The organism is Nocardia lasii (assembly GCF_042658545.1).
Lineage (GTDB): Bacteria > Actinomycetota > Actinomycetes > Mycobacteriales > Mycobacteriaceae > Nocardia > Nocardia lasii.
This window is the reverse complement of sequence record NZ_JBHSQN010000013.1, coordinates 170,166-195,776: the sequence shown is the minus strand read 5'-3', so window position 1 is coordinate 195,776 and position 25,611 is coordinate 170,166. Positions and strand designations below refer to the sequence as shown.

The following is a 25,611-nucleotide window of genomic DNA, read 5'->3' as shown; positions in this document are numbered from 1 at the left end:
TCAAGTAGTTAACCCACGAGATGTCCTCGAGTCGTCAACCCACCGCTGTCGAATGTCACCAGCGACGTTTCATGGCGGAAACCCCTCTGGCCCGCTCGATACCCTTGGGCGGTTCCAGCTCGACCACGGTGCCCACCCGGCGCCATCGAACACACCGGCGGTGACCCAGATGATCGACCTCGCGACCCACGCTGACCAGCTCTCGCCGACAGATATGGCGATTCTCGATGCCACTCGGGCCTGCGTCGTCGACTTCGGCGTCCGTCGCACCACCCTCACCGAGGTGGCGCGTCGCGCGGGGGTCAGCAGACCCACGGTGTATCGCCGCTGGCCCGACACCGGGTCGCTGATCGCCGAGCTGCTGGTGCGTGAACTGCGCGCGATCGTCGCGACCACCTTCCCCGAGACCGGGATCGCCCGGGATCGGCTGGTGCACGGCATCGTGTCCGGGGCGGCGGCGATTCGGTCCAACGCGGTGTTCGCCAAGATCTTCCGCACCGACTCCGACCTGATGCTGACCTATGTGTTCGGTCGATTAGGGCGCAATCAGCGCACCCTGATCGGGCTGTTCGAGGTGGTCATCCGCGACGGTCACACCGACGGTTCCATCCGGGCGGGCGATCCCGAGCACATGGCCACCATGCTGCTGCTGATCACCCAGTCGGCGGTGCAGTCGGCGGGCACGGTCGCGGCCCTGCTGTCGGGCGCGGAATTCGACGCCGAGTTGTCCCGGGCTATCGAGGGTTATCTGCTCCCGTTACCCGAGAAGGACTGTGATGACTCCTGATTCCCCCGCCGCGCTGAACCTCGCCCGCCGCACCACCGAACTCGCCGCCCTCGCCGACGATCCCGCTGTCGATCTCGTCGTGATCGGCGGTGGCGTGACCGGCGCCGGCGTCGCCCTCGACGCCGCCGCGCGCGGCCTGCGCACAGTTCTGGTGGAGCGCAACGACTTCGCGTTCGGGACCAGTCGGTGGAGCTCCAAGCTGGTGCACGGCGGGCTGCGGTATCTGGCGAGCGGGCGGGTGGGGATCGCGCACGAGAGCGCGGTCGAGCGCGGAATCCTGTTGCGCACCACCGCGCCCCATCTGGTGCGGCCGCTGCCGCAGTTGGTGCCGTTGCTGCCCGACATCACCCGGGCCCAGAGTTCGCTCATCCGTGCGGGTTTCGCGGCCGGTGACGCCCTGCGGATCGCGGCGCGCACCTCGGCCGACACCCTGCCGCGGTCGCGTCGGGTGGCCGCGGCGGAGGCCCTGCGGTTGGCCCCCACCGTGCGCCGCGCCGGGCTGCGGGGCGGGTTGCAGGCGTGGGACGGACAGCTCGTCGACGACGCGCGCCTGGTCGTGGCGTTGGCTCGCACGGCCGCGGCGCAGGGCGCCGCGGTGCTCACCCGCGTGGAAGCCGTTGCCGCGACCGGGGATTCGGTGCGCCTGCGCGACACGCTGTCCGGCGAGACCCTGGAGGTGCGAGCGCGCGCGGTGGTGAACGCGACCGGCGTGTGGGCGGCCGAGGTCGACCACAGCATCGCCCTGCGACCCAGTCGCGGCACCCACCTCGTGTTCGACGCCGCCGCCTTCGGTGGCCTCACCGCCGCGTTGACCGTGCCCGTGCCCGGCAGTATCAGCCGGTTCGTCTTCGCGTTGCCCGCCGCGCACGACCGCGTCTACCTCGGCCTCACCGACGAGGACGCTCCCGGCCCGATCCCCGACGAGCCCAAGCCCACCGAGGCCGAGATCGACTTCCTGCTCGCCACCATCAACACCGTGCTGCGCGAGCCCCTGACCCGCGCCGACATCCGCGGCACTTTCGCCGGCCTGCGCCCGCTGCTCGAGACCGACGACGACAGCACCGCCGACATCTCCCGCGAACACGCGGTCCTCACCGCTCCCGACGGCCTGATCACCGTCGTCGGCGGCAAACTCACCACCTACCGCCAGATGGCCGAGGACGCCGTCGACGCCGCGCTCGCCCGGTCCCGTCTGTCCGCCGCCCCCTGCCGCACCGCCACCCTGCCCCTGGTCGGCGCGGTCACCGGCGCCGACCGCGACCGCATCGACGCACCCCCCGTGCTGATCGAGCGCTACGGCAGCGAAGCCACCCGGATCGTCGCCGCCTGGCTCGCCGACCCGACCCTGGCCGAACCGGTAGCTCCCGGAATCGACGTCACCGCCGCCGAATTCGACTTCGCCATCACCCACGAGGGCGCCCTCACCACCGACGACCTCCTCGACCGCCGCACCCGCATCGGCCTGGTCCCCACCGACCGCACCGCCGCCACCCCCGCCGCCGAGGCCGCCTTCACCCGCCGAACCGCCACCCGCTGACCCCTGGACAGTCGATCACCACGCCCTGGTGGCGAACTCCCCCACCTTTCCTCGCCACCACGGCGTGCTGATCTTGAAACCGACCCCGCCGCAAACGCACGTGTGTGCGACTCAACCCTCGAGCACCCAGGTCTTCAGATCCGCGCGCATCGACGCGCGAGGCCACTCGTCGAGCCCGTGCGCAACCTCGTTCGCCCGAATCGCCCGCAACCCGGGCGGTTCGTCGGCGGGTGGGACGTAGGTGAAGCCGAGGCGTTCGTAATACGGCCCGTTCCACGGAACCTGGGTGAACGTGGTCAGCGTGATCTCGCACAGCCCACGGTCTTTCGCCCAGCGCACCGCGTGGTCGATCAGGCGCTTGCCGATCCGGGCGCCGGCGTGGGCAGGGTCGACGGAGACCTGGTCGATGTGTGGCTGATCGTCGACCAACCCGAGTACCAGATACCCGATCGCGTGATCGTCCGCATCGGGCCACACCCACGCTCGCCCCTCGATCACGAACCCCCGCAACACCTCTCGTGACGGCGGCTCGTCCTCGGCCACCGCGTTCATCCCCACCTCGGCGAACGGCGCCCCCGCCCGCCGCTCGATCTCCTGCAGTTGCCCGATCTCGTCCTCGCGCGCGAGCCGGATCGGCCCGCCCGGCGCCAGGCGATTGCCCGCCGAGACGACCACGCCCGACTCCTCGACCCCGGTCATCGCGCGACCGCCGGGGTGTCGAGGATGCCGTCGAGCAGCGCGCGCAGCGTCCACCGCGACCGTTCGATATCGGCGTCGGAGTGTCGTCCTTCGCGGGTGCCCGCGGCCTCGGCGGTGATGTGCAGGTAGATCAGATCGATGGCCCACCCCGCGGTGTCGGGGTCGAGTCCGCCTTCGAGCAGTAACTCCCGCACCCGATCGACCAGCACGCGCGCGTGCTCGGTGGTGGGTGTGCGTCCGAAGGCGACCAGCGCGAGCCCTTCGTGGCGGCCGAGTACCTCGATCGCCGATTCCACCAGTGCGGTGAGCCGGGCCCGCCAGGCACCGTCGACCGGGACGACCACCTGCGACAGCACGTGGTCGAGCATGGCCTTCATGAGGTCGTCGCGGTTGGCGACGTAGACGTAGAGCGAGGCGGCGCCGGTGTCGAGTTCCTGGGCGACCCGGCGCATGGTGAGCGCGGCGGCGCCGTGGGTGTCGAGGACGCGCAGTCCGGTCTCGATCACGAGGTCGCGACTGAGCGGGGCTTTCGCCGGTCGGGCCCGGCGGCTGACGGGTGCGGCGGTCATGCGCCGATCGTACGCGCCCACCGAACGACGTTTGGCACGAACATCGTTCGGGCTGTACCTTCGGGCCTTATCCCCCGGCTCCGAGCCCTCTATGCTGGCGGGCGGAGACCTCGGTCGCGGTCTGCCGCGGGGCGGGGGACGGCGATGAGGGCCAGTCCGAGAAGGAGGCGTTGATGCACGCGCATTCGTCCACCGTGGCCATCGTGCCGGGCACCGGGATCGTGGCCCGATTCGGCGACGTCGTCGTCTACCTGGCCGGGGAAACGCCGTCGACCGATCGCCTCCTCGGCGCGGTGGAGACCGTCGCCAACAACACCGCCGCCTCGGCCCCCGGCGCGGCGCTGGCGCAGCGACTGGCGGGCGTGGTCTTCGGCGGCGCTTCGGCCCCACCACCTTTCGGCGTGCTCGCCCCCACCGGCGACGGCATGCTGATCCTGCTGCGCGGCGCGGTGATCGCCGAGATCTCCGGCGCGGAGGGCAATCGCCGCCTGGCCGGCGACCGGGCCTTCACCTGGGTCGACGAGATCATCCGCGAACCCGTCCGCCGCATCGCCGTCGGCGCCGAGATGGCCGACCCCACCAGCGCCAACCCCCGCACCGACCTGCGCGCGGGCATCGTCACCGGCAACGGTTTCGTGCTGAATCTCGGCCGCCGCCGCAATCCCGCGCCCCGGCGCGTGGAGGCCGTCGACGAGCCCGCCCCGACCGAGGCCACCGGCTTCCAAGCCCTGCGCGCGCCCGATGCCCCGCCCGGATTCACCGCGCAGGCCGAGCAACCCCACGCGGTACCGCAACCCCCGGCGGTATCGGCCGACGCGGGCCGACCCGACAGCGCGACGGTGAGCCACCGCCCGAACACCGGCGACGGTGCCACCGTGAGCACCGGCACCCGCAATTCCCCCACGAACACTCCCCCGCTGGCCTGGTCCCAGGCCATCGACGCCGCCCCGCGCCCCGAACCGGTCGCCCTGAGCAAGAGCGCGCCCCCGAGCAGTTCCCGGGGCGCCCTGGTGACCGAGGACGGGCTCAGCTACCCCCTGGACCGGGCGTATGTGCTCGGCCGCAATCCGGCGGGTGAGGAATCGGTGCGGGCCTCCGCGGCGACCCCGATCCTGATCGAACGGGATCGGCTCGTCTCGCGGGTCCATGCCTTCGTCGCCCCCGACCGTGGCAAGGTGTTCGTCCGCGAGGCCCCCGCGACCTCGGGTACCTTCTTCGCCGCCCCCGACAGCGAGCGCTGGTCACGCGTGGGCACCCTCCCGATCGAGTTGCAACCGGGCTGGCGCCTGCGGATCAACGACTTCCTGCTGACCTACTGCGTATAACTCTCGGTGACCATCCCGACGCCCGTGCGTGGCGCACCACGGGCGTCGGATCGCGAAACGCTCAGGCCTCGAGGGCGTCGAGCAGCGCGGCGCGCTGACGAGCACCCAGACCACCGATACGGCGATCCTCGGGAATCTCGGCCTGGTCCATCAACTTCGCGGCCTTGACCGGGCCGACGCCCGGCAGAGCCTTGATCACGGCAGCGACCTTGGTCTTTTTGACCAGATCGTCGCTGTCGGCCTTCTTGAGCAGATCGGCGACGGTGACCTTGCCGTCCTTCACCTTGCCGATCAGTTCCGAGCGCGCCTTGCGCACGGCAGCCGCTTTGGCCAACGCCTCGGTGCGCTGTTCGGCGGTCATCGTAGGCAGTGCCATGTCTCCTCCGCTTCCACTCGTCACTCGAACATCTGATTGACGGACCGAGTAAACAGCACGAAATCGGCAGCATCAGTCCGACACACCGCGAGAATACGCCGATGAGTTTTGCGTGCCGAGCCCGTCGTATTGAGTGAAGGCCCTGCTGAACGGACCAAACGGACGAAAAGACGGTTTCGGCCGAACCATTCCCCTATCGGTTTCGCCACCCCCCAGTGGTCCGCGTAACACGGTGATGACCAGCGACGACACACCAGCAGAAGCACTTCACGGGATCAAGGTTCAACGGCGAACCACGGAGGATCAACGACGCTCCTCGGCCCCGGGCGCGACGGTCATCGGCCGTCGTCACCGTCTCCCGTTCTGGTGCATCGACAGCTACACAGCTTGTGCGCCAGACATTTTCGTCGCCTGCGGGTTCGAGATTTTTCGGGCCCGCGGGTGTAGTACCCCGCTCGATGCGCAACAATGACGCGACCCGGCGAACCCTTTTGCTACCTGGAGTTGCGATGCGCGAGGAACACCCGCTCGACCACGAGGTCACGTCCTTGCCCGTGCGGGTGGAACGGGCCAGGCAACGCATCGCCTACCAGTCCGACCCCGCACTGACCGACGCGCTCTCGGAAGACGAACTGCGCGCCGAACGCGAGCTGGCCGAGAAGATCCGCACCTACGAGCGCGAGCAGCGTTGGAAGCAGATCAAGGCCACCTCCTCGCACGCCGACCGTCTGCGTGACACCACCGCCGAGCTCGAGCGGGCCGAGATGGCGGATCTGATGCTCGCACGCAAGGCCATCGCCGCGCAGCGCCGCGAATCCAATCCCCGGGCTCGGCTGGCCTCGCTGTATCAGCACCGCACCTGGTCGCTGCGCGCGCTCGCGGGCGTGGTGATCGCGGGCATGCTGTGGTCGGCGGTGAACGTGCAGCACAACATCGCCCCCGGCGGACCGAGCGACCCGCTCTACTGGGCCAGCTTCGGCCTGGAGGCGATGATCAGCGTGTGTCTGATCATCATCATGATCGGCACCACCCGGGTCTCGGAGTGGGGCGTGCTGGGCAACCGCACGCAGGTGCTCGTCGCCGAGCTGTTCCTGCTCACCCTCACCATCGCACTGAACACCTACCCGCACCTGAGCGCGGGGCACTGGTACGACGCCGCTGTGCACGCGGTGGCCCCGGTGATGATCGGTGTCGCCCTGCTCATCCACAACGCCGCCAGCGCCCGCTACAGCACCGCGATCGCCCGTGCCAGCGCGGAGATCCCCGCCGAGGAGGGCGACGAGCTCTCGGCCGCCCCGAGCATGACCCGCTGAACCCACGAGAAAGCGCCCCCTCGGATCGGAATCCGAGGGGGCGCTTTCGTTGTCTGGGAGGCTACGCCGACTTGTCGCGACGCTCGGTGCGCTGCGCCTTGCGCGGCACGATCGTCGGCAGCACGTTGTCGATGACGGTGTCGGCGTTCACGACCACCTTGGCGACATCGTCGCGGCCGGGGATGTCGTACATCACCGGCAGCAGGACCTCTTCCATGATGGCGCGCAGGCCACGGGCGCCGGTGCCGCGCAGGATGGCCTGATCGGCGATGGCCTCGAGCGCGTCGGTGGTGAACTCGAGGTCGACGCCGTCCATCTCGAACAGGCGAACGTACTGCTTGACCAGCGCGTTCTTCGGCTCGGACAGGATGGTGACCAGCGATTCCTTGTCCAGGTTGGTCACCGAGGCGACCACGGGCAGGCGGCCGATGAACTCGGGGATCAGACCGAACTTGATCAGGTCCTCGGGCATCACGTCGGCGAAGTGGTCATCGGTGTCGACCTCGGCCTTGGAGCGCACCTCGGCGCCGAAGCCGATGCCGCGGTGACCGGTGCGGTCGGAGATGATCTTCTCCAGGCCCGCGAAGGCGCCCGCCACGATGAACAGCACGTTGGTGGTGTCGATCTGGATGAATTCCTGGTGCGGGTGCTTGCGACCGCCCTGCGGCGGCACACTCGCCTGGGTGCCCTCCAGGATCTTCAGCAGCGCCTGCTGCACGCCCTCGCCGGACACGTCACGGGTGATCGAGGGGTTCTCGCTCTTGCGGGCGATCTTGTCGACCTCGTCGATGTAGATGATGCCCGTCTCGGCGCGCTTGACGTCGTAGTCGGCGGCCTGGATCAGCTTGAGCAGGATGTTCTCGACATCCTCGCCGACATAGCCCGCCTCGGTGAGCGCGGTGGCGTCGGCGATGGCGAACGGCACGTTGAGCATCTTGGCCAGCGTCTGCGCGAGGTAGGTCTTGCCGCAACCGGTGGGGCCGAGCATCAAGATGTTCGACTTGGCCAGCTCGACGGTCTCGCCGCGGCTGTCACGGCCCTTGTCGCCGGCCTGGATGCGCTTGTAGTGGTTGTAGACCGCCACCGCGAGCGTGCGCTTGGCCGTGTCCTGGCCGATCACGTAATTCTCGAGGAAATCCCGGATCTCCGAGGGCTTGGGCAGCTCGTCGAGCTTGACCTCGCTCGACTCGGCCAGCTCTTCCTCGATGATCTCGTTGCACAGGTCGATGCACTCGTCGCAGATATAGACCCCGGGGCCCGCAATGAGCTTCTTGACCTGCTTCTGGCTCTTTCCGCAGAACGAGCACTTGAGCAGATCGCCGCCGTCTCCGATGCGCGCCATCTCGTAGGTCCCTACTTCCTTGTCCGAGTGCGACCGTCGTCCCCGATTGGGCCGGAAAAATTCGTCTCGGTGCCGCCAATCAGAGCAATGGTCCCTGAGTCGACCGTACCTGGTGTGCGCGAGACAGGTCGACAACTCGCGCATGTTTCTGTGATGCGTTGAACAAAAACCGAGCCCGCCGCCCCGACCGGGGCAGCGGGCCCGGGCGTGTCACTTCTGTCCGCTGAGCTTCCGGTAATCGAAGACCTGGTCGATGATGCCGTATTCCTTGGCTTCCTCGGCGGTCAGGATGTTGTCCCGGTCGGTGTCCTTGCGGACCTGCTCCTCGGACTTGCCGGTGTGGCGCGCGATGGTGACTTCCATCAGGCGACGCATCCGCTCGATCTCGGCCGCGGCGATCTCGAGGTCGGAGACCTGACCCTGCACCCCGCCCGAGGACGGCTGGTGGATCAGGATGCGCGCGTTGGGCAGCGCGGCGCGCTTACCCGGCGCACCGGCGGCCAGCAGCACCGCGGCGGCCGAGGCGGCCTGGCCGAGGCAGACCGTGACCACGTCGGGGCGCACGTACTGCATGGTGTCGTAGATGGCCATCAGCGCGGTGAACGAACCACCGGGCGAGTTGATGTACATGGTGATGTCGCGATCGGGGTCCTGGGACTCCAGCACCAGCAGCTGCGCCATGATGTCGTTGGCCGAGACGTCGTCGACCTGGTTGCCCAGGAAGATGATGCGCTCTTCGAACAGCTTGTTGTACGGGTCGGAGGTCTTGATCCCGAACGAGGTCTGCTCGGTGAACTGGGGCAGGATGTAGCGCGACTGCGGGGTGGCGGCGGCGCCACCGAGGCCGCGTGGGTCGATCAGATTGGCCATCTTTGTCTCCAAGCTTGTCTCGAGTGTGAGGGGGCGCGCCGGCGCTACTTCGCCTGGTTGGCGTGGGCGACCACGTGGTCGATGAAGCCGTATTCGAGGGCTTCCTTCGCCGTGAACCAGCGATCGCGGTCCGCGTCCTCGGTCACCTGCTGCACCGACTTGCCGGTGTGCAGCGACTGCAGCTCGTTGAGCTCACGCTTGGTGTGGGCGAACTGCTCGGCCATGATCGCGATGTCGGCCGCCGAACCGCCGATGCCGGCCGAGGGCTGGTGCATCATGATCCGGGTGTGCGGCAGCGCGAAACGCTTGCCCTTGGTGCCCGCGGTGAGCAGGAACTGCCCCATCGACGCCGCCAGGCCCATCGCGACGGTCTTGATGTCGCACTCGGCGAACTGCATCGTGTCGTAGATGGCCATCCCCGCGGTGACCGAGCCACCGGGGGAGTTGATGTAGAGGGAGATGTCCTTGGTCGGATCCTCGGCCGAGAGCAGCAGGATCTGCGCGCACAGCTTGTTCGCGATGTCGTCGTCGACCTGGGTGCCCAGGAAGATGATGCGCTCGCGCAGCAGCCGCTCGTAGACCGAATCACTGAGGTTGAGACCAGCGGTAGCGGCTGTCATGACCCCTGCCTGGTTGATTGTCACGGATACCTGCCTTCTCTTCTCACCGATTGCTAACGGCCATACGGTTCGTCGTCTCAAACACTAACGAAGCAGGGCGGCACCGAACTCCCGGTACCGCCCTTCTTCGCTCAGAGCGCAATCTCGTCGCGCTCGATTCCACTCACGGGCGCAATCAAATCACGCCACGCGAAACTACTCGGCAGCGGCGTCGCCCTGCTCGGTCTCGGCGGAATCGGCGGGGTCACCGAACATTTCGGTGGTGTCGACCACGTTGCCGTCGGAGTCGGTGACCTTGACCTGGCCGACCACACCGGCCAGCGCCTTGCCGCGACGCACGTCGGCGAAGACCGCGCCGAGCTGGCCCGCCTGCTGCACCTGCTGGATGAACTGCTCGGGCGACATGCCGTAGCGCTGCGCCTGGAACAGGATTCGCTCGGTCAGCTCCTGCTGGCCGACCTGGGTGCCCTCGGCCTCGGCGATCGCGTCCAGCAGCAGCTGGGTCTTGACCGACTTCTCGGCGGCGTCCTTGGTGTCCTTGTCGAACTCCTCGCGGGAGGAGCCCTGCGCCTCGAGCGCCTCGGCCAGCTTGGCCTCGTCGTGGTCGAAACCGTGGACGGCGTCGTGGATCACGGCGTCGACCTCGGCCTTGACGACGGCCTCCGGCAGCGGGACCTCGACGGTCTCGAGCAGGGTGTCGAGCACCTTGTCGCGGATGGAACCGGCCTGCTCGACCTTCTTGACGCGCTCGACGCGACCCTTGAGGTCTTCCTTGAGCTCGTCGATGGTGTCGAATTCGCTGGCCAGCTGCGCGAACTCGTCGTCGGCCTCGGGCAGCTCGCGCTCCTTGACCGACTGCACGGTCACGGTGATCACGGCTTCCTTGCCGGCGTGGTCACCGGCCACCAGGGTGGAGGTGAACTCGGCGGACTCGCCGGCCTTCAGGCCGATGACGGCTTCGTCGAGGCCCTCGATCAGCTGACCCGAACCGACCTCGTGCGACAGACCGGTGGTGGCCGCCTCGGGGACGTCCTCGCCGTCGACGGTGGCCGAGAGATCGATCGAGACGAAGTCACCGTCGGCGACCGGACGCTCGACACCGGTGAGGGTGCCGAAACGCTGGCGCAGCGAGGTGAGCTGCTCCTCGATGTCGGCGTCGTCGATGGTGAACGAGTCGACGCTGACCTCGATGCCCGAGTAGTCGGGCAGGGTGATCTCGGGGCGCACGTCGACCTCGGCGGTGAACGCCAGCTCTTCGCCGTCTTCGATCTTGGTGATCTCGATCTCGGGCTGGCCGATGACCTTCACCTCGCCGGCCTGCACGGCCTCGGCGTACTTGTTCGGCAGCGCGTCGTTGACGACCTGCTCGAGCACGGCGCCACGGCCGACGCGGGTCTCGATCAGCTTGGCCGGAGCCTTGCCGGGACGGAAGCCGGGGATCTTGACCTGGTTGGCCAGTGCCTTGTACGCCTTGTCGAAGTCGGGCTTCAGCTCCTCGAAGGGCACCTCGACGTTGATCCGGACCCGGGTCGGGCTCAGCTGCTCGACGGTGCTCTTCACGGACATACTCCTTGGTTCGTAGTTCATGGTGGTGTCCCCGCATGGGGCGGCGCGCCCCGAAAGAAGGGGTGCGGCGTACGCATCCCGACCAGGTTAGTTGACCGCGTGGGCGGTCGCGCAATCGGCGGTTGGTTGCGACGGCGTGTTCAGCTACCGACCTGCACGGCGTCGGTGACGAAGACCAGGGTCTCGTTCGGGGCCACGCCCTGGCCGCCCTGGCCGTAGCCGAGGTCCGGCGGCACGATCAGCAGGCGCCGGGCGCCTTCCTGCACGCCGAGCAGGCCCTGGTCCCAGCCCTCGATGACCTGTCCGGCGCCGAGGGTGAGCCCGAAGGGCGTGCCGCGCTGGAAGGAACTGTCGAGGACCTGCTTGTCGGACCAGGTGACCAGTTCGTAGTTCATGGTGAGCGGCTGACCCGCCACCGCGCCCGGTCCGCTGCCGGGGACCAGGTCCTTGACGACGAGGGTCGTGGGCGCGGTGCAGTCGTCGGGGATGGTGATGGTGGGCGGCTGGCCGTACCCGCCGTCGACCTTCACATCGTCGGCGGTGCATTCGCGATCCGGGGTCGCCGAACTGGTCGAATCCGAGTCCGAACCGCAGGCCGCGACGGTGAACGCGGCGGCCGTGACGAGTCCGATGCCGATGATCCTGCCGAGAGAACGCATGGCCCGCACAGTAATCGACCGTCGTTGCGGGCCCGGGAACCGGCTCGACGGTAGGCTCGGCGATGCGTGTCTCAGCAGGTCCTTCGCGGCGCGCGCCGTGTCGCGAACTCGCAGCGAGAACGAGGAGTCCGCGATGACCCGGTCCAGCGATTCCCAGGGCGATACCGCCGCGGACGATGTCGAACGCGGTGGCGGCGGCGAGAACATCGCCCCCACGCCCTACGTGCTGTCCGAGGCGCCCGGCCCGCTCTCGCGCGCCGAACTCGTCGCGGTGGACGCGTGGTGGCGCGCGGCGAACTATCTGTCCGTCGGCCAGATCTATCTGATGGGCAACCCGCTGCTGCGCACCCCGCTGGTCGCCGAGGACATCAAACCGCGCCTGCTCGGCCATTTCGGCACGGTTCCCGGCCTGAATCTGGTGTGGGCCCACGCCAATCGGGTGATCAGGGCGCGCGGGTTGAACGCGGTCTACGTGGCGGGCCCCGGGCACGGCGGTCCCGGCCCGAACGCGTGCGCGTGGCTGGAGAACGCCTACGCCGACCTCGAACCCGATATCCCGCGCGACCTCGCGGGCATGGGCGCGTTCTTCCACCGGTTCTCCTTCCCCGGCGGTGTCCCCAGCCATTGCGCGCCGGAGACGCCGGGTTCGTTGAACGAGGGCGGCGAGCTCGGGTACTCGCTGCTGCACGCCTACGGCGCCGCCCTGGACAACCCCGAGTTGGTGGTGTTCTGCGTGATCGGCGACGGCGAGGCCGAAACCGGTCCGCTGGCGGGCAGTTGGCACGCCAACAAGTTCCTCAACGCGGGCCGCGACGGCGCGGTGGTGCCGATTCTCGCGCTCAACGAGTACAAGATCGCCAACCCGACGATCCTGGCCCGGATGCCCAAACCGGAGCTGGTGGAACTGCTGCGCGGCTACGGCTACGAGCCGCTGATCGTGTCCGGCAACGACCCCGCGCCCGTGCACCAGGCGATGGCCACCGCGATGGACGCCTGCCTGGACCGGATCGCGCGGTTCCAGCGCGCGGCGCGCGAGGACGGCGACGGCACGCGTCCGCGCTGGCCGATGATCGTGATGCACACGCCGAAGGGCTGGACCTGTCCCCCGGTGGTCGACGGCCACCGGGTCGAGGGCACCTTCCGCGCGCATCAGGTGCCGCTGCCCAACGCGCGCACCAACCCGGTGCACCGGCGCGTGCTCGAGCTGTGGTTGCGGTCCTATCGCCCCGAGGAGCTGTTCGACGGTGACGGCGCGCCGGTCGGCGTCCTGCTCGAGCAGGTCCCCGAGCTGCCGATGAGCCTGAACCCGGTGGCCAACGGCGGCCTGCTGGTTCGCGATCTGGACCTGCCGGATTGGCGCGAGTACTGCGTGGACGTGCCGACACCCGGCGCGGTCGAGCACGAGGCCACCCGGGTACTCGGCAGCTGGCTGCGCGATGTCACCGCCCGCAATCCGCACAATTTCTTGACCTTCGCCCCCGACGAGTTGGTCAGCAACCGCCTGCAGGACGTGCTCGAGGTGACCGGGCGCGACTGGCAGGAGGAGGTCGGGCGCTTCGACGTGGACCTGTCCACCACCGGTCGCGTGGTGGAGGTGCTGTCCGAGCACATGTGCGAGGGCCTGCTCGAGGGCTATCTGCTGACCGGGCGCCACGGCGTGTTCAGCTGCTACGAGGCGTTCATCCACATCGTCGACTCCATGTTCAACCAGCACGCCAAGTGGCTCGACGCCAGCCTGCGGGTGCCGTGGCGGCGCAAGATCCCCAGCCTGAACTACCTGCTCACCTCGCATGTGTGGCGCCAGGACCACAACGGGTTCACCCACCAGGATCCCGGTTTCCTCGACGTGGTCGCCAACAAGAGCCCCGATATCGTGCGCGTGTACCTGCCGCCGGACGCCAACACCCTGCTCTCGACCTACGACCACTGCCTGCGCTCGCTGCACTACGCCAACGTGGTGGTGGCGGGCAAACAGCCCAGCCCGGATTGGCTCTCGGCCGAGCAGGCGGGGCTGCACTGCACGCGCGGCCTCGGCATCTGGGAGTGGGCCTGCCACCGCGACGACCCGGGCACCACCCCCGACGTGGTGCTCGGTTGCGCGGGCGATGTGCCGACGCTCGAGGCCCTCGCGGCGGCGGCGATCCTGCGCGACCGCCTGCCGGACCTGCGCGTCCGCTTCGTCAATGTGGTCGATCTGATGCGCATGCTGCCCGCCGACGAGCACCCGCACGGCCTGCCCGACGCCGAGTTCGACGCCCTGTTCACCACCGACCGCCCGGTGATCTTCGCTTTCCACGGCTATCCGTGGCTGGTGCATCGGCTCACCTACCGCCGCACCAATCACCACAATCTGCACGTGCGCGGATACAAGGAGAAGGGCACGACCACCACCCCCTTCGACATGGTGATGCTCAACGATCTGGACCGCTTCCACCTGGTCATCGATGTGATCGACCGGGTGCCCGGCCTGCGCGAACGCGCGGCGGGACTGCGTCAGGAGATCGTCGACGCGCGCCTGATCGCGCGCCGGTGGACCAGGGAGCACGGCGCCGACATCCCGGTGGTCGCCGACTGGGTCTGGCCCGACGCCGCGATCCCCACCCCGGAGTAACGCGGTTGCGACGCGGGCGCGGCCTGCACCACGATGGAGGGGCGATGACCCAAGCACGCCAGCCCGATACCCTGCCCCGTGACCGCCGTGACCTGACCGGACCGTTCGACGTGATCGGCGATGTCCACGGGTGCCGTGGTGAACTCGAAACCCTGCTCACCGAGCTCGGCTACGCCCTCGACCGCGACGAACTGGGCCGCCCGATCGGTGCCACACACCCCGAGAACCGGACCGTGGTCTTCGTCGGTGACCTCGTCGACCGGGGCCCCGACTCCCCCGGTGTCCTGCGCCTGGCGATGGGCATGGTCGACGCGCGCACGGCCCTGTGCGTCACCGGCAATCACGACCACAAACTCATGCGGGCGCTGGACGGTCGCAATGTGCGCATCGCCCACGGCCTGGAACAGACCCTGGACCAACTGTCCGTCGAGGACGACGAATTCCGTGGCGCCGCACACACTTTCCTGCGCGAGCTGCCCAGCCACTACCTGCTCGACCGGGGTCGGCTGGTGGTCGCGCACGCGGGTCTGCCCGAGAGTCTGCACGGCAGCACGTCGGGTCGGGCCCGCTCGTTCGCCCTCTACGGCGCCCCCACGGGCGAGATCGACGCGCACGGCTATCCCGTGCGCTACGACTGGGCGCAGGACTATCGCGGCACCGCCACGGTCCTCTACGGCCACACCCCCGTCACCGACCTCACCTGGGTCAACAACACGCTCTGCCTCGACACCGGCGCCGTCTTCGGCGGCACCCTCTCAGCCGTGCGCTACCCCGAGCTGAGCACGGTCTCGGTCCCCGCCGAGCAGGTCTGGTGCGAACGCCCCGGTATCTCCCCGGTCGACCGCTGAACTGCGAAACCTCCAGCACCCCAACACTATTCGCCGATCCCGGCGCGCGTCGCGGGCGGCCCGCGCCGACCTCCGTCGAACCGAACGTCGCGAAACACCGCATGACAACGGCTTATTCGACGAACCAGGGCCTACGATCGCAGCGGACGACCCGACTTCACTGCTGAGGAGAGGTTTCATGCGCCGAACACTGCTCGCACTGTCCGTACTCGGCCCGCTGGCATTGGCCGGCATCGCCACCGCCGACCCCGCCCCGCCCACCGAGGGCACTCTCACGGTCCACGCGTTCACCGGCCGAGAAATCCTCCCGGTCAATCACGCCGACATCGCGGTGACCCCCTGCGACACCACCGAGCCGATCGTCACCCTGATCAGCGGCGCCGACGGCCGAGCGACGATCGCCCTACCCACGGGCTGCTACGACGTCGGGGTGGCAACGGTCCCCGTCGGCTGCGGTCTGCGAACCGACACCCCGGTCCAGGTCAGCGTCACACCGGGCACAGAATCGCGAGCCGACTTCCGCTTCGGCTGCGCCTGACCCCACCGAACCACTCTGACCTGGGCGAATCGTGATGGTCGGGGTGACAGGATTTGAACCTGCGACCCTCCGCTCCCAAAGCGGGGAGATCGACCCGAGGTCAGAGGGTATTTCAGGTGCCCACGTGCGTTCTACGTGCAACATCTCCGCCGGTCAGTGCATGACGATTCCGGGCGGCAGCTTGGCCGCGTCCCCGCTTCGTGCGATCTCGCTCAGACGAATGGCGATCTCCCGATCACGCCCGGCGACCATGTGCATGTAGCGCGATGCCGCTTGGTCCGACGAGTGCCCGGCGCGCTTCTTGAGGTCGGCCAGCGTGGCCCCTGATGCCGCAGCGAGCGACTGCCCGGTGTGCCGGAGATCGTGAAACGTTCCGGTGAAGCCGACCGTCTTCTTGGCGCGGTTGAACGCCTGCGAGATCGTGTTGCCCTTCATCGGAGCACCATCACGGCCGACGAAGAACCGTTCGGGTCCGGCCCATTCGTCGCGATGCTTGCGCACCCACGGAATGATGTGCGGCGGGATCGCGATCGGTCGACCGCCGGCGTCCGTCTTCGGGTCCTTGTCGAACGCGAGATCCGATTCGAGCAATTCGACCCGGTTGCGGATCACCCACGCGGTTGCCGAATCAATGTCGACGAAAGCGGTTTGCAGTGCGCACAGCTCACCACGCCGAATCTCACACCAGGCCGCCATCAGCACAGCCGCACGGAATCGCGGCGTGATTGCCTCCACCAGCTGCTCGATCATTGCGGGAGTGGCAATCGGCCGCTCCTTCGCCCTGTCCGCGCCAGCTCCTCGAATCTGGCAGGGGTTCGAGGCAACGGCCTTCTCCCGCACGGCACAATTCATGACGGTACTCAGGAAGCGATAGGACTGGGCAATCGACGTGCGGCCACCAGTTCCCGCCATCACCTTCTTGTGCCAGGCCCGAACGACTGTCGGCGTCATCGCGACCAGAGGCACATCGTGCAGGTCGACCATATGCAAGCGCAGGTTCCGCAGGCACGTTTCCTCCCAACGCAAACCGACCTCGGGGTTGTCCCGAAGGTATGCCTTTGCGTAGTCCTCGAACCGTTGCCGACCTGCGCCGTCATCGAGCCATGTCCCCCGGCTGATATCGCTTTCGATCTTGACCAGCCACCGGTCCGCGTCCGTCTTGGTGCGGAACGTGTTGGGCGCGTTCTGGCGCTTGCCATTGGGCGCGATGAACGACGCCTGGAACTTGCCCGAGGGCAGCTTGCGAACGTTGCCGAAACGTCGACGGGCCATCACGCCACCACCCTGCCGCCGGACCAGCTCACCTGAACGGGCTCGACACGACCGGACTGAGCGAATGCCTCGAGGTCGGAGCGCTTGAATCGCACGTGATTGCCGACCTTGTAGAACACCACTCGCCGCTCGGCCACCAGCCGACGAATGAACCGAACCCCAGTGCCGAGGTATTCGGCGGCCTGCTCGACGGTCAGATACTCCGTGCTGAGCCGAATTTCCATTTCTCTTCCCTCCCTATGCCGCGGATTGCTGAATGACTGAAATATGTTGTGGCACAACAGTTTCACGTGAAACTCCCTGCTCACCGGGTGGACTGTCGGCCAGGGCGAGACGGGCCGCGTTGTACTCGTTTCGCCATCGCGAGCGGGCCGCTACCAACGCGATCACGAGGTGTTCCCGAGGGGGCGCGTCCTTGTCGCCGGGCGGGACCGGATACACGCGCAGGTGCGAGGTTTCCGGCTTCACGATTCCCACGGCCGCGAGCTGTTGCCGAACGAACTCGGTGCGTTCGGCCTTGTGGTCGGGCAGGGTCTTGCCGGTCCACTTCTTCGACACCAGCACTCGCCGACCGGGCAGGCCGAGGGTGTCGCGGCGGTGGGCTTTGCCCTTGCACCGGCCGGGTTGGGTCTTTTCCGTGGCGCCCTTGGGGACGATCCCGTAGCGCAACCACACACCGCAGCGTGGCGAGCACGGAGTGACGCACAGTTCGGCGTGGAGGCGGTCGTAGTGCTCGGCGACGCGACGCGAGCCCGGTTCGAGCAGGGTCGCGACATCCTTGGTCAGGTACTTGGTCAGGTACCGCACCCGGTGCTCGGCCTTGTCGGTGCCACCGAGGACCTGAATCGGCTTGGACTGCTGGCCGAACCGCACAACGTGAGCCGGTTCGAGGTCATCGACACTGTCCATCACGGCCTGGGCTTCATCCCAAGTCGGCAGCGCCGCACCGGTATCGGGGTCGCAGAAAAGGCCGGCCTCGTAGTCCCACACCGGCATGTGCCCGGTCTGGTAGACGGGCCGGTCGAAGTGCGGCCACCAGATTTGGCGGTAGGTTGCCGCGGTGACGGCCTTGAGCAGTTTGTTCGAGACCGAGCCCCGGATGGCGATGTGCAGGTGCGGGGCCCCGCGCTTCTGCGGTTCGACAGTGGCGAAGTACTGCACGTCCCAGCCGACGGCGCGACGCAGGTTCTGTACCCAGCGATCGAACAGGGCGGCGAAGTGCACGATGTCGCGGGCAGCGCGGGTGTAGTCGTAGGTCTCGGGGTCGACCGGGGACCCGTCAGAGACCGTCTTCTGGGCTTTCGGGTCGTAGACGTAGTTGATCGCGCCGTAGCCGTCGAGGGTCAACGTCAGAAACGTCGAGGGCTGGTAGCCGTTGTAGACCTGCCCGACGGTGCGCTTCTCGACCTTGCGGCGGGGCAGGTCGGGCACGTCCTGGCGGCGGCGGGTGGACTTGGCTTTGCGCCGGGGTCGTTCATCGAGGGTCGGGAACCGGCCACGCACGCCGAGGTCACGTAGCTCGGCGTCGAGGTCGGCCACCAGGGCGGCGATGGACTCGGCGAGTTCGTGATCGTCGTCGCGGCGAGCGTCCTGGTACTGGGTGAACAATTCGGCGCGGGCGATGAGCAGGTCACGTTGTGCGTCGGTGGGTTCGACCGGGGTGTCGACGGGTTCGGCGCCCAGGCACCATCCTTCGCGGCACTGGTCCATCCGCAGGTGCCGGAAGGCTTTCGCGCACGCCGGGCACACGGCTTCGTTGCGGGACTTGCACGGGGCACCGACGTAGCTGATCGTGCCGGTGCGGTCATCGACAGCGCGCATCGGTACGACCCGGGCGCACACGCCTTCTTTCTCGGCGGCGGACTCGGCGATGTCGCGCAGGCTGGGCAGGGCACGGCGTTGTGCGGCGGTGAGAGGACCGAGGGAGGCCGCCGGGGACGGTGTCATCAGTGTTGGTGGCGGTGTCCATAGCGCGGCCTCCTTCGGCGGGGTGGTTTTTGGTTGAGGTGTTCATGCGGCCTTGCGGGGCAGGGACTGGAGGGGCAGCGACTTGAGCCGGGCGGGTGGGTCGAACGGGACCACGACCGGATCAGCCAACGAATCGGTGTGGCGGAAGACGATTTCGACCTGTCCGGGACCGGCCATCCGGACGCGGGCGTGCTGGGCACCGAACCCGTGAGCGAGGTGGGCGGCGCGGTTGGTCCAGCCGTCGGGGCAGTGTCCGGGCAACATCTTGGCCCGCACGATGTCGGTGACGTCACCGATCAGCACCTCGGTCAACCGCGGGATCCAGACCTGCTCGCCCTCGGTGATGGACAGTCCACACCCGCTCATCAGTCGAGCCCAGCGGCGTCGGTAGCGGAACCAGGCCAGCCACCGTGCTCGTACCCGCAGGGTGAGCCAGCGCTCGAAGGTCTGTGGGCTCGAGACTCGCCACAGCACCATCCCCGCGACAGACACACCAGCGGCCAGGACCCCGACCGGCCACCCGAACCGCCAACCCGCGGCGAGGGAAAGGCCGGCGGGAATCGAGATCATCGGGAACAGGACCGCCAACCACGCCAGGGCGAACCCGGCGAGCAGGAGCCGACCGAGGCCGGTCAGGACAGCGTCGAGGATTTCCCCGGCCGGATCATGAGTAGTGGTGGTCATCGGTTCTTCTTTCGGGTCACAGAGTTCAGGGAGAACAGTTCGAGCTGGGCGGTTTCGGTCCGCGGCCGCGGTTTCCGCACTTGCTCGGCGGCAGCCTTGACAACCGGATTGACCAGCGGCACAGCCTGTTTCGGCGGCTTCTCGCGGTCGGTCATGCGGCGTCGTCCCAGCCGTCGGGGCTGTAGTCGGTCCAGGACGGGGCGGTGCCGGTTTCAGCGAGCATGGTCACCGCGACCGCGACGGGATCCAGGCCGCGGGCTTCGGAGCGGCAGCGGGCACGGGCGGCGAAGTCGATGACATCAGCGAGACCGTTGTCGATGCGGGTGTTGTTGCCGGACATGATCAGTTCTCCAATTCGGGAATGTCGGACTCGAAAAGCCCGCACATCGAGCAGATGTAAGGACCGGTGACCAGCTCGGCCCAGATGCCGTCGAGGACGAACTCATGGCCATGAGCGCGGCAGTGCTCAGCCGCGGCGCAGTCGTCGCAGCGCACGGTGTGCCCGTCGCAGTTCCACCCGGTCTCGGTATCAGCGGCGATGAACTCGACGGCCTCGGTGGTCGTGGCGAAGCAGATCGGTCGCCCCGAGGACGGTTGGAAGACATCACCGCAGGACCCGCAGTAGACGACCACGTGCGATTCGGTCTGGATCCCGCGTTTCATGCCGCCCACCCCTGGGCGTCGTCTTCGCCGGGGATGAAATCCGGGTCGAAGGTGGCCGGGTCGAAATCATCGACCGGGGCCGGGAGGCTCATCGGGATCGGCGAGTACGCATCCACGATCTCGTCGGCCTGCTCGTCGGTGATCCAGTACGCGCGCACCCGCACGAACTCGCTCGTGCCGTCCTCACCGACATAACCCACACCCGGAGTCGTGTCAGGGATCTCGTGGCACAACGCACCCCGATCCTTGGAGCCTTGCCCGTGCACCATCGTGGTTTGGGTCGGCTCGTCCAGGCGCAACCCGATCCGGACCGGGAACAACTGGCGAAACGGCATCGTCTCCTTCGACGGGTCCTGCAACGCCGCGATCACCGAGACCCCGACCGCACGCCCTTGGGAGAGCAGCAGCCCGAGCAGGCGTTCGAACTCCTGGCGCTGTTCACGAGTCGCATACGCCGACAACGCGGCAGCCTCATCGATGACCACCAGAATCAGCGGCTCATCCACTGTGGGGACGTGTTTGCGGATCCCGGCCGAGCGCAACATGGCGGCCCGGTTGCCCATGACCTCGACGGCTTCGGTCAGCATCGACAGGATGCCGTCAGCGGTCCACTCGAAACGCACCCACAGCCGTTCACCGCGCCCGAACTCCATCCCGCCTTTCGGGTCTGCCATCCACACATCGACGTATCCGGCCCGGATCGCGGGACCGATACCGCGGATGATCGACCACAACACCGAGCCCTTACCCGAACCGGTCGCACCGGCGAGCAGGATGTGGGCATACAGCACGCGCAGCAACCACAACCGGCCGTCCTCACGGATACCGGTCTCGACCGCTTCCAGATCCACCCCGGTCGAGGCCACACCGGCCGGGGACACCGCGGCGGCGAGAGTGTCGAACGTGCGCAGCTCGATGCGCAAGAACCCTGGCGAGGACTGAGCGACAAGCACTTTCGGAACACCGAAGTACTGCGCCAACGCGTCAGTGGTCTCATCGTTGGTCCAGTCGGTGAGCTTCTGCCCGCCGACCATCTGCACATCGATCACCGCTCCCGCTTCGACCAGCTCAGCCGAGAGCACGTTGGGCCAGTTACCTTCCGAACCCAAACCCAACACCGGCCACATCAACGCCAGCTGCCGCGCATCGGTCACGATCATCGCCGCGGTTCGCAGATCGACCGGAATGCCGGCATACGGATCGACCTCACGGCCGGGACCGGTCACGCCGTCGAGATGGCGCCACCACAACATCAGGCCCGCGACCACGACCGCGGACACCGTGACAATGACCGTGACCATCACGCCACCGCCCGCAAGGTCGAGGCGTAGACATCGAGCGCGTCGAGCAGCTTCTCGACCACGACCGCGGCATCGGCCGGGTCGAAGTACAACGTGGCGTGTGGGCCGACATCGACGGCGATCATGCCGATGCACTCCACGAACTTCACGTCGAGCGTGTTGTCGTGAGTCGATGCGGTCATCGTCATGAACGAGTTGTCAGACATTTCAGTTACCCCCTGTAGGGATCGGGACCGCGACCGGAGTAGGGCGCGGGGGCTGGAAGGGTTGGACCACCCGCACGGGCGGCGCGGTGATCGGACGTACAGGTTCCGGCGAACTCGGCGAAGGTTCTGAATCCGAATTCGCCTCTTGCACAACCTGTTTCATCGGCTGATCTTCGGTTGGCGGCTGAGCGGTCGGGGCATCCCTGGCCCGCAGCAGCACAGCCAATCCGTGCGTATCGAGCAGCAGAGCGGCCGGAGCGATGATCGCCAGGACAGCCGCTCCCAGGCCGTGGCCCGAAGCCATCGCGTGCGCGACGTTCCCACCGATCGAGACCGTCGCCCCGACGATCAGCACACGGGTGAAGAAGACCCGTTCGGGACTGTCGGCCAGAGCCAGGACCGCGATGGTGGCTTGAATGATGGTGCCGTCCACGATGACCGGGAACAGCCACGCCAGATGAGTCGGAGTGTGAGCCATGACCGCGAGGTCGCGCAGAGCCGCGAACGACAGCACGAACGCGGCGACTCCGATCACCGTGACAACGAGAACGGCGGACCAGCGAGCCCACCGAACGCTGTGAGGCTGCTGATCCGCCGTGCTCATGCTCACGCCGCCTTGAACTCAGCCGCGCCGCAACCCTTGGCGATGTGCTCGGCCGCGTCGTGAGCCATGACCAGCACCGGGAGCTGTTCGGCCAACACCCGCGCCTCGTCGATGCTCAGCGACAGCGAGTAGCTGCCCAGCCCCGACGCGACCTTGAGACGCACGTACGCGCCGATCGCTGCGCCGTTGTCGTACCTGGGTGCGTCGTAGTCGAGCGTGACGCCGTCGGAATATCCGGTGTGGGTCGACATGTAAGCCACGGCGCTCACGCGGCCTTGCGCTCGGCGGTGACGTTGCGGACACCGGAGTTGTCGCCCTTGATGCCACCGGCGTAGAACTGGTAGCCCAGGTACTTGAACTCGCCCTGCCCCATCACCTTCGGCTCGGCCACCAGACCGTCCAACTCGATCTGACGCATCCCCGGCAGCACCTCCGGCGTCGAGGGCACCGGCACCACATCGGCCAGGAAGATCATGTCGAAGCTGGCGCGCTTGGACTTGGTCTCATCCGGGTCGGTGACCGTGGCACGCCACATCAGCAGCTGAGTGCCCTCATTGGTCTTCGGGTCGTAGTCGCGACGCTGCTCCGGAACGGCGTTGCGGTCCGGGTTGTACTTGATCAGCGGCTCGATCTGACCCTGCAGGATCAGGCCCTTCGGGAACGCCTCAGCGTGCGAGACCGGGAAGCGAGTGCCGCGCTTGAAAGCCATGAGTTTCTCCTGTCGTCCGGGGGCTTCGGTGGATGTCGATTCGGTTTCTCTGCGTGCCCCGTACAACAACGGTAGCAACTGCTACCGAAGGATAGCAACTACTTTCGTGAGGCAATTCACAGCAACCATCGGTTTGACACTTTTCGCAGGTCAGAACGTCAGTGGCAGCTGATACCCTCGCGTTAGCAACTGCTACCGAAGGAGTTTTCGTGTCCGCGAGCGACGCCAGACCGTCCGCCCCTGCACGGATCGCACAGGCCATCCGCAACGACATCGAGGCGGGGCGGCTACGCGACGGGCAGCGACTTGCCTCGACTCGCGAGCTCGCGAAGGAGTGGCAGGCCAGCCAGCGCACGATCACCGATGCGATGGACCTTCTCGTCAAGGAGGGTTACATCGCGACGCAGAACCGATCCGGTCGCGTCGTGACCACGCCCACCTCGATAGCCCTGGCCCTCTCTTCGCCGTTTCGTCCGATTCGGCCACGGATCGTGTATGTCGGCGGCTTCCCGGGGTCCGGAAAGAGCGAGTTCGCTCGGACGCTGGCACGGGCGACGAACTGGGCGATTCTCGACAAAGACACGATCGCCCGCCCGCTGATCGAGCCAGCCCTCGAGGATCTCGGCCACAGCGTCAACGATCGTGAGTCCGACCTCTACTTCAATCGACTCCGCCCCCGCGAGTACGAAGCGCTCGACGGCGTGATCAACGACAACATCGAGGTCGGCACCTCGGTGATCGCGACCGCGCCGTACATCCGCGAGTTCACCGACCGAGCTTGGCTGGATCGGGTGATCGCCCGCGGGGAGAACTCCCGCGCCGACTGCACGTTCGTGTGGGTGCGTTGTTCGCTCGACACGATGCTCATGTACCTCCGTCGACGCGGTGCAGGACGCGACAATGCCAAGCTCGCCGACTGGGACCGTTACAGCGCCGGGCTCAATCTCGACTTCCGGCCCGAGGTCGACCACGTCGTTATCGACAACGATCCCGACAGCTCACCGCTACGCACTCAGGCCCAGCAGCTCATCGAGTCATTCCGGCGGGACTCTGGAAAGTGAGTTCGGGACTCATCCTCTACGGGGCGCCCGCAACAGGCAAAGACACTGTTACGCAAGCCCTTTCGAGAATCGATTCGCGCTATCGCCTGTTCGAGCGGTTGAAGTCGGGGCCAGGTCGGACGACGGGATACCGCATGACCAACGACGCCGAACTCGACCGCCTCGAAAAGGCCGGCCTACTCATCTGGGCCAACTCGCGATACGGCGCGCGGTACGCGATCGATCGCCCAGGGTTGGACGACCTGGTAGCGGCGAACCTCATCCCCGTTGTTCACGCCGGTCAACCACAGGTCATCGATGCCGTTCGAGCTGCGACACCGCAGGTCGGATGGACTGTAGTGCAACTGCACTGCGACGCCGACATCGCGCAGGCCCGCATAATCGCGCGGCAGACCGGCGACGTTGACGAACGGTTGGCCGCCAGCGTGGAGACGCCGACAATCAGCGCGAACCTCACCATCGACACGGGCGCCGTGACACCCGAGGAAGCCGCACGGGAGATCCGCTCGCACGGAGTTCAGAACTAGTCGAACGATGACCTAAGACAACCGGTTGGACTATCCGCGAAACGGTGTGTCCAGTATCATCGGACGCATCACGCAAGTGATGTCGAGCGGGTAGGACGCCGTTGCAACCGACGCCCTACCCTGATGGGACTACTTAGCCCACACTCGGCGGACCAGCACGATTGCCCCGGCGATCACGGCAACCCCTCCAAGGATTACGCCGTAGTCGACCGGGGCATCTTGCTTTTTCCGGCGATGCTTTGGCATTCCCACCACCTCCTTTCTCGGCGCGATACGGATCGGACCAGCATTGTCCGCACCGCCCCTGAGAAGGAGGTGCGATCAGCGTACTCGAGGCACCGAGTCCCGGAACCGTTTGCACCCCAGATACTTCCGGCCCCCGCCTCCGTCCACGGCGAGCAGGTATTCCTCGGGCTACCGCGACTGAGCACGGGGACGATGTCCGCAGCTCCCGCACAATCACCTCCCAGCCCCATCACCACCGAGCCGACCGATACCAGCCGCATCGACCCGTGATCACGGACCAGGCGCAGCCAGTTCACGTCCCCGAGTTGGGGAGCGCCCCTCACTTCATGAGGTGGTTGCTGAATTCGGCTATATAGAGTCAAGGGCGGCGCTGGCGCGCCGCCAGCGGTGCCGCCACGCGGCACCGCGCAGCCGCCGGCCTCCGCTTCGCTACGGCAGGCGGGCCCGTTGGGCGCGTCGGCACCGCTTTGCGACGTGGTAGCACGGCCCTTTCGCCTATCTGGCTGCTTCTTGCATCAACCGAGGCATTGCTGGGCGCTTCGTGCGTCGTCCCCGGCCTACCTCCCGAAGTCGTCCACGAATCCGCCGGCACTCTGCCCAGGCGACCGGCTCATGTCACCGCTCTCACAACTGCTGAACAATCATGCTCGCGTCGACGAGCGCCAGGCGAACACGCAAGTCGGACCAGAAGCCGCGGTGAGGTCGGTTGT

At 67.4% G+C, this 25,611-nt stretch carries 29 protein-coding genes; 9 read left to right on the top strand and 20 right to left on the bottom strand.

All coding sequences use genetic code 11. The annotated features are described in order from the left end of the window. Positions 1 to 169: 169 nt before the first annotated feature. Positions 170 to 787, top strand: a complete 618-nt coding sequence (locus ACFP3H_RS19290; protein ID WP_378608001.1) for a TetR/AcrR family transcriptional regulator — start codon at positions 170 to 172, stop codon at positions 785 to 787. Then, complete coding sequence (locus ACFP3H_RS19285) at positions 777 to 2,324, top strand: glycerol-3-phosphate dehydrogenase/oxidase (RefSeq protein ID WP_378607999.1); 1,548 nt, start codon at positions 777 to 779, stop codon at positions 2,322 to 2,324. The genes ACFP3H_RS19290 and ACFP3H_RS19285 overlap by 11 nt, the downstream gene beginning before the upstream one ends. A 111-nt stretch (positions 2,325 to 2,435) precedes the next feature. On the opposite strand, the gene ACFP3H_RS19280 is transcribed toward ACFP3H_RS19285, so the two are convergent. Both ACFP3H_RS19280 and ACFP3H_RS19275 read right to left on the bottom strand, forming a co-directional pair. Next, on the bottom strand, positions 2,436 to 3,023 hold the full coding sequence (locus tag ACFP3H_RS19280; protein ID WP_378607997.1) for a GNAT family N-acetyltransferase: 588 nt from the start codon (positions 3,021 to 3,023) through the stop codon (positions 2,436 to 2,438). Further along, a complete protein-coding gene (locus ACFP3H_RS19275; RefSeq protein ID WP_378607996.1) occupies positions 3,020 to 3,592 on the bottom strand; it encodes a TetR/AcrR family transcriptional regulator in 573 nt (190 codons plus the stop codon). The genes ACFP3H_RS19280 and ACFP3H_RS19275 overlap by 4 nt, the downstream gene beginning before the upstream one ends. 173 nt (positions 3,593 to 3,765) lie before the next feature. On the opposite strand from ACFP3H_RS19275, the gene ACFP3H_RS19270 reads away from it, so the two are divergent. Continuing rightward, a complete protein-coding gene (locus tag ACFP3H_RS19270; RefSeq protein WP_378607994.1) occupies positions 3,766 to 4,917 on the top strand; it encodes an FHA domain-containing protein in 1,152 nt (383 codons plus the stop codon). A gap of 61 nt (positions 4,918 to 4,978) precedes the next feature. Here the strand turns inward: ACFP3H_RS19270 and mihF are convergent, their stop codons facing one another. Further along, the gene (mihF, locus tag ACFP3H_RS19265) at positions 4,979 to 5,293 is read right to left on the bottom strand and encodes an integration host factor, actinobacterial type (protein ID WP_378607992.1); all 315 of its coding nucleotides are present in this window, start codon (positions 5,291 to 5,293) and stop codon (positions 4,979 to 4,981) included. Between the two features lie 509 nt (positions 5,294 to 5,802). Between mihF and ACFP3H_RS19260 the strand changes: the two genes are divergently transcribed. After that, the gene (locus tag ACFP3H_RS19260) at positions 5,803 to 6,606 is read left to right on the top strand and encodes a hypothetical protein (RefSeq protein WP_378607990.1); all 804 of its coding nucleotides are present in this window, start codon (positions 5,803 to 5,805) and stop codon (positions 6,604 to 6,606) included. A gap of 61 nt (positions 6,607 to 6,667) precedes the next feature. Here the strand turns inward: ACFP3H_RS19260 and clpX are convergent, their stop codons facing one another. The 5 genes from clpX to ACFP3H_RS19235 all read right to left on the bottom strand — a co-directional run bounded on the left by clpX (position 6,668) and on the right by ACFP3H_RS19235 (position 11,663). Next, complete coding sequence (gene clpX / locus ACFP3H_RS19255; RefSeq protein ID WP_378607988.1) at positions 6,668 to 7,948, bottom strand: ATP-dependent Clp protease ATP-binding subunit ClpX; 1,281 nt, start codon at positions 7,946 to 7,948, stop codon at positions 6,668 to 6,670. 210 nt (positions 7,949 to 8,158) lie between these two features. Beyond that, positions 8,159 to 8,818 carry an ATP-dependent Clp protease proteolytic subunit gene (locus ACFP3H_RS19250; protein ID WP_378607986.1) on the bottom strand — a complete coding sequence of 220 codons (660 nt, stop codon included), beginning with the start codon at positions 8,816 to 8,818 and terminating at the stop codon, positions 8,159 to 8,161. A 44-nt stretch (positions 8,819 to 8,862) separates the two neighbouring features. Further along, the gene (locus tag ACFP3H_RS19245) at positions 8,863 to 9,438 is read right to left on the bottom strand and encodes an ATP-dependent Clp protease proteolytic subunit (protein ID WP_378607984.1); all 576 of its coding nucleotides are present in this window, start codon (positions 9,436 to 9,438) and stop codon (positions 8,863 to 8,865) included. 195 nt (positions 9,439 to 9,633) lie between these two features. Next, positions 9,634 to 10,998 (bottom strand): trigger factor, encoded by a 1,365-nt coding sequence (gene tig / locus ACFP3H_RS19240; protein WP_378607982.1) that lies wholly within the window; start codon positions 10,996 to 10,998, stop codon positions 9,634 to 9,636. 146 nt (positions 10,999 to 11,144) lie between these two features. Further along, positions 11,145 to 11,663: an FKBP-type peptidyl-prolyl cis-trans isomerase gene (locus ACFP3H_RS19235; protein WP_378607980.1), complete on the bottom strand. Its 519-nt coding sequence runs from the start codon at positions 11,661 to 11,663 to the stop codon at positions 11,145 to 11,147. 133 nt (positions 11,664 to 11,796) lie between these two features. On the opposite strand from ACFP3H_RS19235, the gene ACFP3H_RS19230 reads away from it, so the two are divergent. The 3 genes from ACFP3H_RS19230 (at position 11,797) to ACFP3H_RS19220 (ending at position 15,660) form a co-directional block, all read left to right on the top strand. Next, a complete protein-coding gene (locus tag ACFP3H_RS19230) occupies positions 11,797 to 14,274 on the top strand; it encodes a phosphoketolase family protein (protein ID WP_378607978.1) in 2,478 nt (825 codons plus the stop codon). Between the two features lie 44 nt (positions 14,275 to 14,318). Continuing rightward, positions 14,319 to 15,122, top strand: coding sequence for a metallophosphoesterase (locus ACFP3H_RS19225; protein ID WP_378607976.1), 804 nt, complete (start codon positions 14,319 to 14,321; stop codon positions 15,120 to 15,122). Between the two features lie 178 nt (positions 15,123 to 15,300). Next, complete coding sequence (locus ACFP3H_RS19220; protein ID WP_378607974.1) at positions 15,301 to 15,660, top strand: hypothetical protein; 360 nt, start codon at positions 15,301 to 15,303, stop codon at positions 15,658 to 15,660. A 153-nt stretch (positions 15,661 to 15,813) separates the two neighbouring features. Here the strand turns inward: ACFP3H_RS19220 and ACFP3H_RS19215 are convergent, their stop codons facing one another. From ACFP3H_RS19215 to ACFP3H_RS19160, 12 genes are all read right to left on the bottom strand, one after another. Next, a complete protein-coding gene (locus ACFP3H_RS19215; RefSeq protein WP_378608410.1) occupies positions 15,814 to 16,932 on the bottom strand; it encodes a site-specific integrase in 1,119 nt (372 codons plus the stop codon). Continuing rightward, positions 16,932 to 17,156, bottom strand: coding sequence for a helix-turn-helix domain-containing protein (locus ACFP3H_RS19210; protein ID WP_378607972.1), 225 nt, complete (start codon positions 17,154 to 17,156; stop codon positions 16,932 to 16,934). The genes ACFP3H_RS19215 and ACFP3H_RS19210 overlap by 1 nt, the downstream gene beginning before the upstream one ends. Before the next feature lie 13 nt (positions 17,157 to 17,169). Then, a complete protein-coding gene (locus ACFP3H_RS19205) occupies positions 17,170 to 18,879 on the bottom strand; it encodes a replication initiator (protein ID WP_378607971.1) in 1,710 nt (569 codons plus the stop codon). 63 nt (positions 18,880 to 18,942) lie between these two features. Next, entirely contained in the window at positions 18,943 to 19,584 is a 642-nt protein-coding gene (locus tag ACFP3H_RS19200) for a hypothetical protein (RefSeq protein ID WP_378607969.1), read from the bottom strand. Then, a complete protein-coding gene (locus tag ACFP3H_RS19195; RefSeq protein ID WP_378607967.1) occupies positions 19,581 to 19,739 on the bottom strand; it encodes a hypothetical protein in 159 nt (52 codons plus the stop codon). Before ACFP3H_RS19195 ends, ACFP3H_RS19200 begins: the two co-directional genes overlap by 4 nt. Next, positions 19,736 to 19,924, bottom strand: coding sequence for a hypothetical protein (locus tag ACFP3H_RS19190; RefSeq protein WP_378607965.1), 189 nt, complete (start codon positions 19,922 to 19,924; stop codon positions 19,736 to 19,738). Before ACFP3H_RS19190 ends, ACFP3H_RS19195 begins: the two co-directional genes overlap by 4 nt. A 2-nt stretch (positions 19,925 to 19,926) precedes the next feature. Then, positions 19,927 to 20,247, bottom strand: a complete 321-nt coding sequence (locus ACFP3H_RS19185; RefSeq protein ID WP_378607963.1) for a hypothetical protein — start codon at positions 20,245 to 20,247, stop codon at positions 19,927 to 19,929. Next, a complete protein-coding gene (locus tag ACFP3H_RS19180; RefSeq protein ID WP_378607961.1) occupies positions 20,244 to 21,548 on the bottom strand; it encodes an FtsK/SpoIIIE domain-containing protein in 1,305 nt (434 codons plus the stop codon). The genes ACFP3H_RS19185 and ACFP3H_RS19180 overlap by 4 nt, the downstream gene beginning before the upstream one ends. After that, a complete protein-coding gene (locus ACFP3H_RS19175) occupies positions 21,548 to 21,754 on the bottom strand; it encodes a hypothetical protein (protein ID WP_378607959.1) in 207 nt (68 codons plus the stop codon). The genes ACFP3H_RS19180 and ACFP3H_RS19175 overlap by 1 nt, the downstream gene beginning before the upstream one ends. 1 nt (position 21,755) lies before the next feature. Further along, positions 21,756 to 22,268 (bottom strand): DUF2637 domain-containing protein, encoded by a 513-nt coding sequence (locus ACFP3H_RS19170; protein WP_378607957.1) that lies wholly within the window; start codon positions 22,266 to 22,268, stop codon positions 21,756 to 21,758. Between the two features lie 92 nt (positions 22,269 to 22,360). Next, the gene (locus tag ACFP3H_RS19165) at positions 22,361 to 22,609 is read right to left on the bottom strand and encodes a hypothetical protein (RefSeq protein WP_378607955.1); all 249 of its coding nucleotides are present in this window, start codon (positions 22,607 to 22,609) and stop codon (positions 22,361 to 22,363) included. A 14-nt stretch (positions 22,610 to 22,623) separates the two neighbouring features. Further along, the gene (locus tag ACFP3H_RS19160) at positions 22,624 to 23,067 is read right to left on the bottom strand and encodes a hypothetical protein (RefSeq protein ID WP_378607953.1); all 444 of its coding nucleotides are present in this window, start codon (positions 23,065 to 23,067) and stop codon (positions 22,624 to 22,626) included. Positions 23,068 to 23,276: 209 nt separating this feature from the next. On the opposite strand from ACFP3H_RS19160, the gene ACFP3H_RS19155 reads away from it, so the two are divergent. Both ACFP3H_RS19155 and ACFP3H_RS19150 read left to right on the top strand, forming a co-directional pair. Beyond that, complete coding sequence (locus ACFP3H_RS19155; RefSeq protein WP_378607951.1) at positions 23,277 to 24,128, top strand: AAA family ATPase; 852 nt, start codon at positions 23,277 to 23,279, stop codon at positions 24,126 to 24,128. A gap of 134 nt (positions 24,129 to 24,262) precedes the next feature. Continuing rightward, positions 24,263 to 24,655, top strand: a complete 393-nt coding sequence (locus ACFP3H_RS19150) for a kinase (RefSeq protein ID WP_378607949.1) — start codon at positions 24,263 to 24,265, stop codon at positions 24,653 to 24,655. The last annotated feature ends 956 nt before the right edge of the window (positions 24,656 to 25,611 follow it).

Bases quoted from the DNA above. Each gene is read 5' to 3' on its own strand.
- ACFP3H_RS19290 (WP_378608001.1), top strand. From the start codon at position 170: ATGATCGACCTCGCGACCCACGCTGACCAGCTCTCGCCGACAGATATG.
- ACFP3H_RS19285 (WP_378607999.1), top strand. From the start codon at position 777: ATGACTCCTGATTCCCCCGCCGCGCTGAACCTCGCCCGCCGCACCACC.
- ACFP3H_RS19280 (WP_378607997.1), bottom strand. From the start codon at position 3,023: ATGACCGGGGTCGAGGAGTCGGGCGTGGTCGTCTCGGCGGGCAATCGC.
- ACFP3H_RS19275 (WP_378607996.1), bottom strand. From the start codon at position 3,592: ATGACCGCCGCACCCGTCAGCCGCCGGGCCCGACCGGCGAAAGCCCCG.
- ACFP3H_RS19270 (WP_378607994.1), top strand. From the start codon at position 3,766: ATGCACGCGCATTCGTCCACCGTGGCCATCGTGCCGGGCACCGGGATC.
- mihF (WP_378607992.1), bottom strand. From the start codon at position 5,293: ATGGCACTGCCTACGATGACCGCCGAACAGCGCACCGAGGCGTTGGCC.
- ACFP3H_RS19260 (WP_378607990.1), top strand. From the start codon at position 5,803: ATGCGCGAGGAACACCCGCTCGACCACGAGGTCACGTCCTTGCCCGTG.
- clpX (WP_378607988.1), bottom strand. From the start codon at position 7,948: ATGGCGCGCATCGGAGACGGCGGCGATCTGCTCAAGTGCTCGTTCTGC.
- ACFP3H_RS19250 (WP_378607986.1), bottom strand. From the start codon at position 8,818: ATGGCCAATCTGATCGACCCACGCGGCCTCGGTGGCGCCGCCGCCACC.
- ACFP3H_RS19245 (WP_378607984.1), bottom strand. From the start codon at position 9,438: ATGACAGCCGCTACCGCTGGTCTCAACCTCAGTGATTCGGTCTACGAG.
- ACFP3H_RS19235 (WP_378607980.1), bottom strand. From the start codon at position 11,663: ATGCGTTCTCTCGGCAGGATCATCGGCATCGGACTCGTCACGGCCGCC.
- ACFP3H_RS19230 (WP_378607978.1), top strand. From the start codon at position 11,797: ATGACCCGGTCCAGCGATTCCCAGGGCGATACCGCCGCGGACGATGTC.
- ACFP3H_RS19225 (WP_378607976.1), top strand. From the start codon at position 14,319: ATGACCCAAGCACGCCAGCCCGATACCCTGCCCCGTGACCGCCGTGAC.
- ACFP3H_RS19220 (WP_378607974.1), top strand. From the start codon at position 15,301: ATGCGCCGAACACTGCTCGCACTGTCCGTACTCGGCCCGCTGGCATTG.
- ACFP3H_RS19215 (WP_378608410.1), bottom strand. From the start codon at position 16,932: ATGGCCCGTCGACGTTTCGGCAACGTTCGCAAGCTGCCCTCGGGCAAG.
- ACFP3H_RS19210 (WP_378607972.1), bottom strand. From the start codon at position 17,156: ATGGAAATTCGGCTCAGCACGGAGTATCTGACCGTCGAGCAGGCCGCC.
- ACFP3H_RS19205 (WP_378607971.1), bottom strand. From the start codon at position 18,879: ATGACACCGTCCCCGGCGGCCTCCCTCGGTCCTCTCACCGCCGCACAA.
- ACFP3H_RS19200 (WP_378607969.1), bottom strand. From the start codon at position 19,584: ATGACCACCACTACTCATGATCCGGCCGGGGAAATCCTCGACGCTGTC.
- ACFP3H_RS19195 (WP_378607967.1), bottom strand. From the start codon at position 19,739: ATGACCGACCGCGAGAAGCCGCCGAAACAGGCTGTGCCGCTGGTCAAT.
- ACFP3H_RS19190 (WP_378607965.1), bottom strand. From the start codon at position 19,924: ATGTCCGGCAACAACACCCGCATCGACAACGGTCTCGCTGATGTCATC.
- ACFP3H_RS19185 (WP_378607963.1), bottom strand. From the start codon at position 20,247: ATGAAACGCGGGATCCAGACCGAATCGCACGTGGTCGTCTACTGCGGG.
- ACFP3H_RS19180 (WP_378607961.1), bottom strand. From the start codon at position 21,548: ATGGTCACGGTCATTGTCACGGTGTCCGCGGTCGTGGTCGCGGGCCTG.
- ACFP3H_RS19175 (WP_378607959.1), bottom strand. From the start codon at position 21,754: ATGTCTGACAACTCGTTCATGACGATGACCGCATCGACTCACGACAAC.
- ACFP3H_RS19165 (WP_378607955.1), bottom strand. From the start codon at position 22,609: ATGTCGACCCACACCGGATATTCCGACGGCGTCACGCTCGACTACGAC.
- ACFP3H_RS19160 (WP_378607953.1), bottom strand. From the start codon at position 23,067: ATGGCTTTCAAGCGCGGCACTCGCTTCCCGGTCTCGCACGCTGAGGCG.
- ACFP3H_RS19150 (WP_378607949.1), top strand. From the start codon at position 24,263: ATGACCAACGACGCCGAACTCGACCGCCTCGAAAAGGCCGGCCTACTC.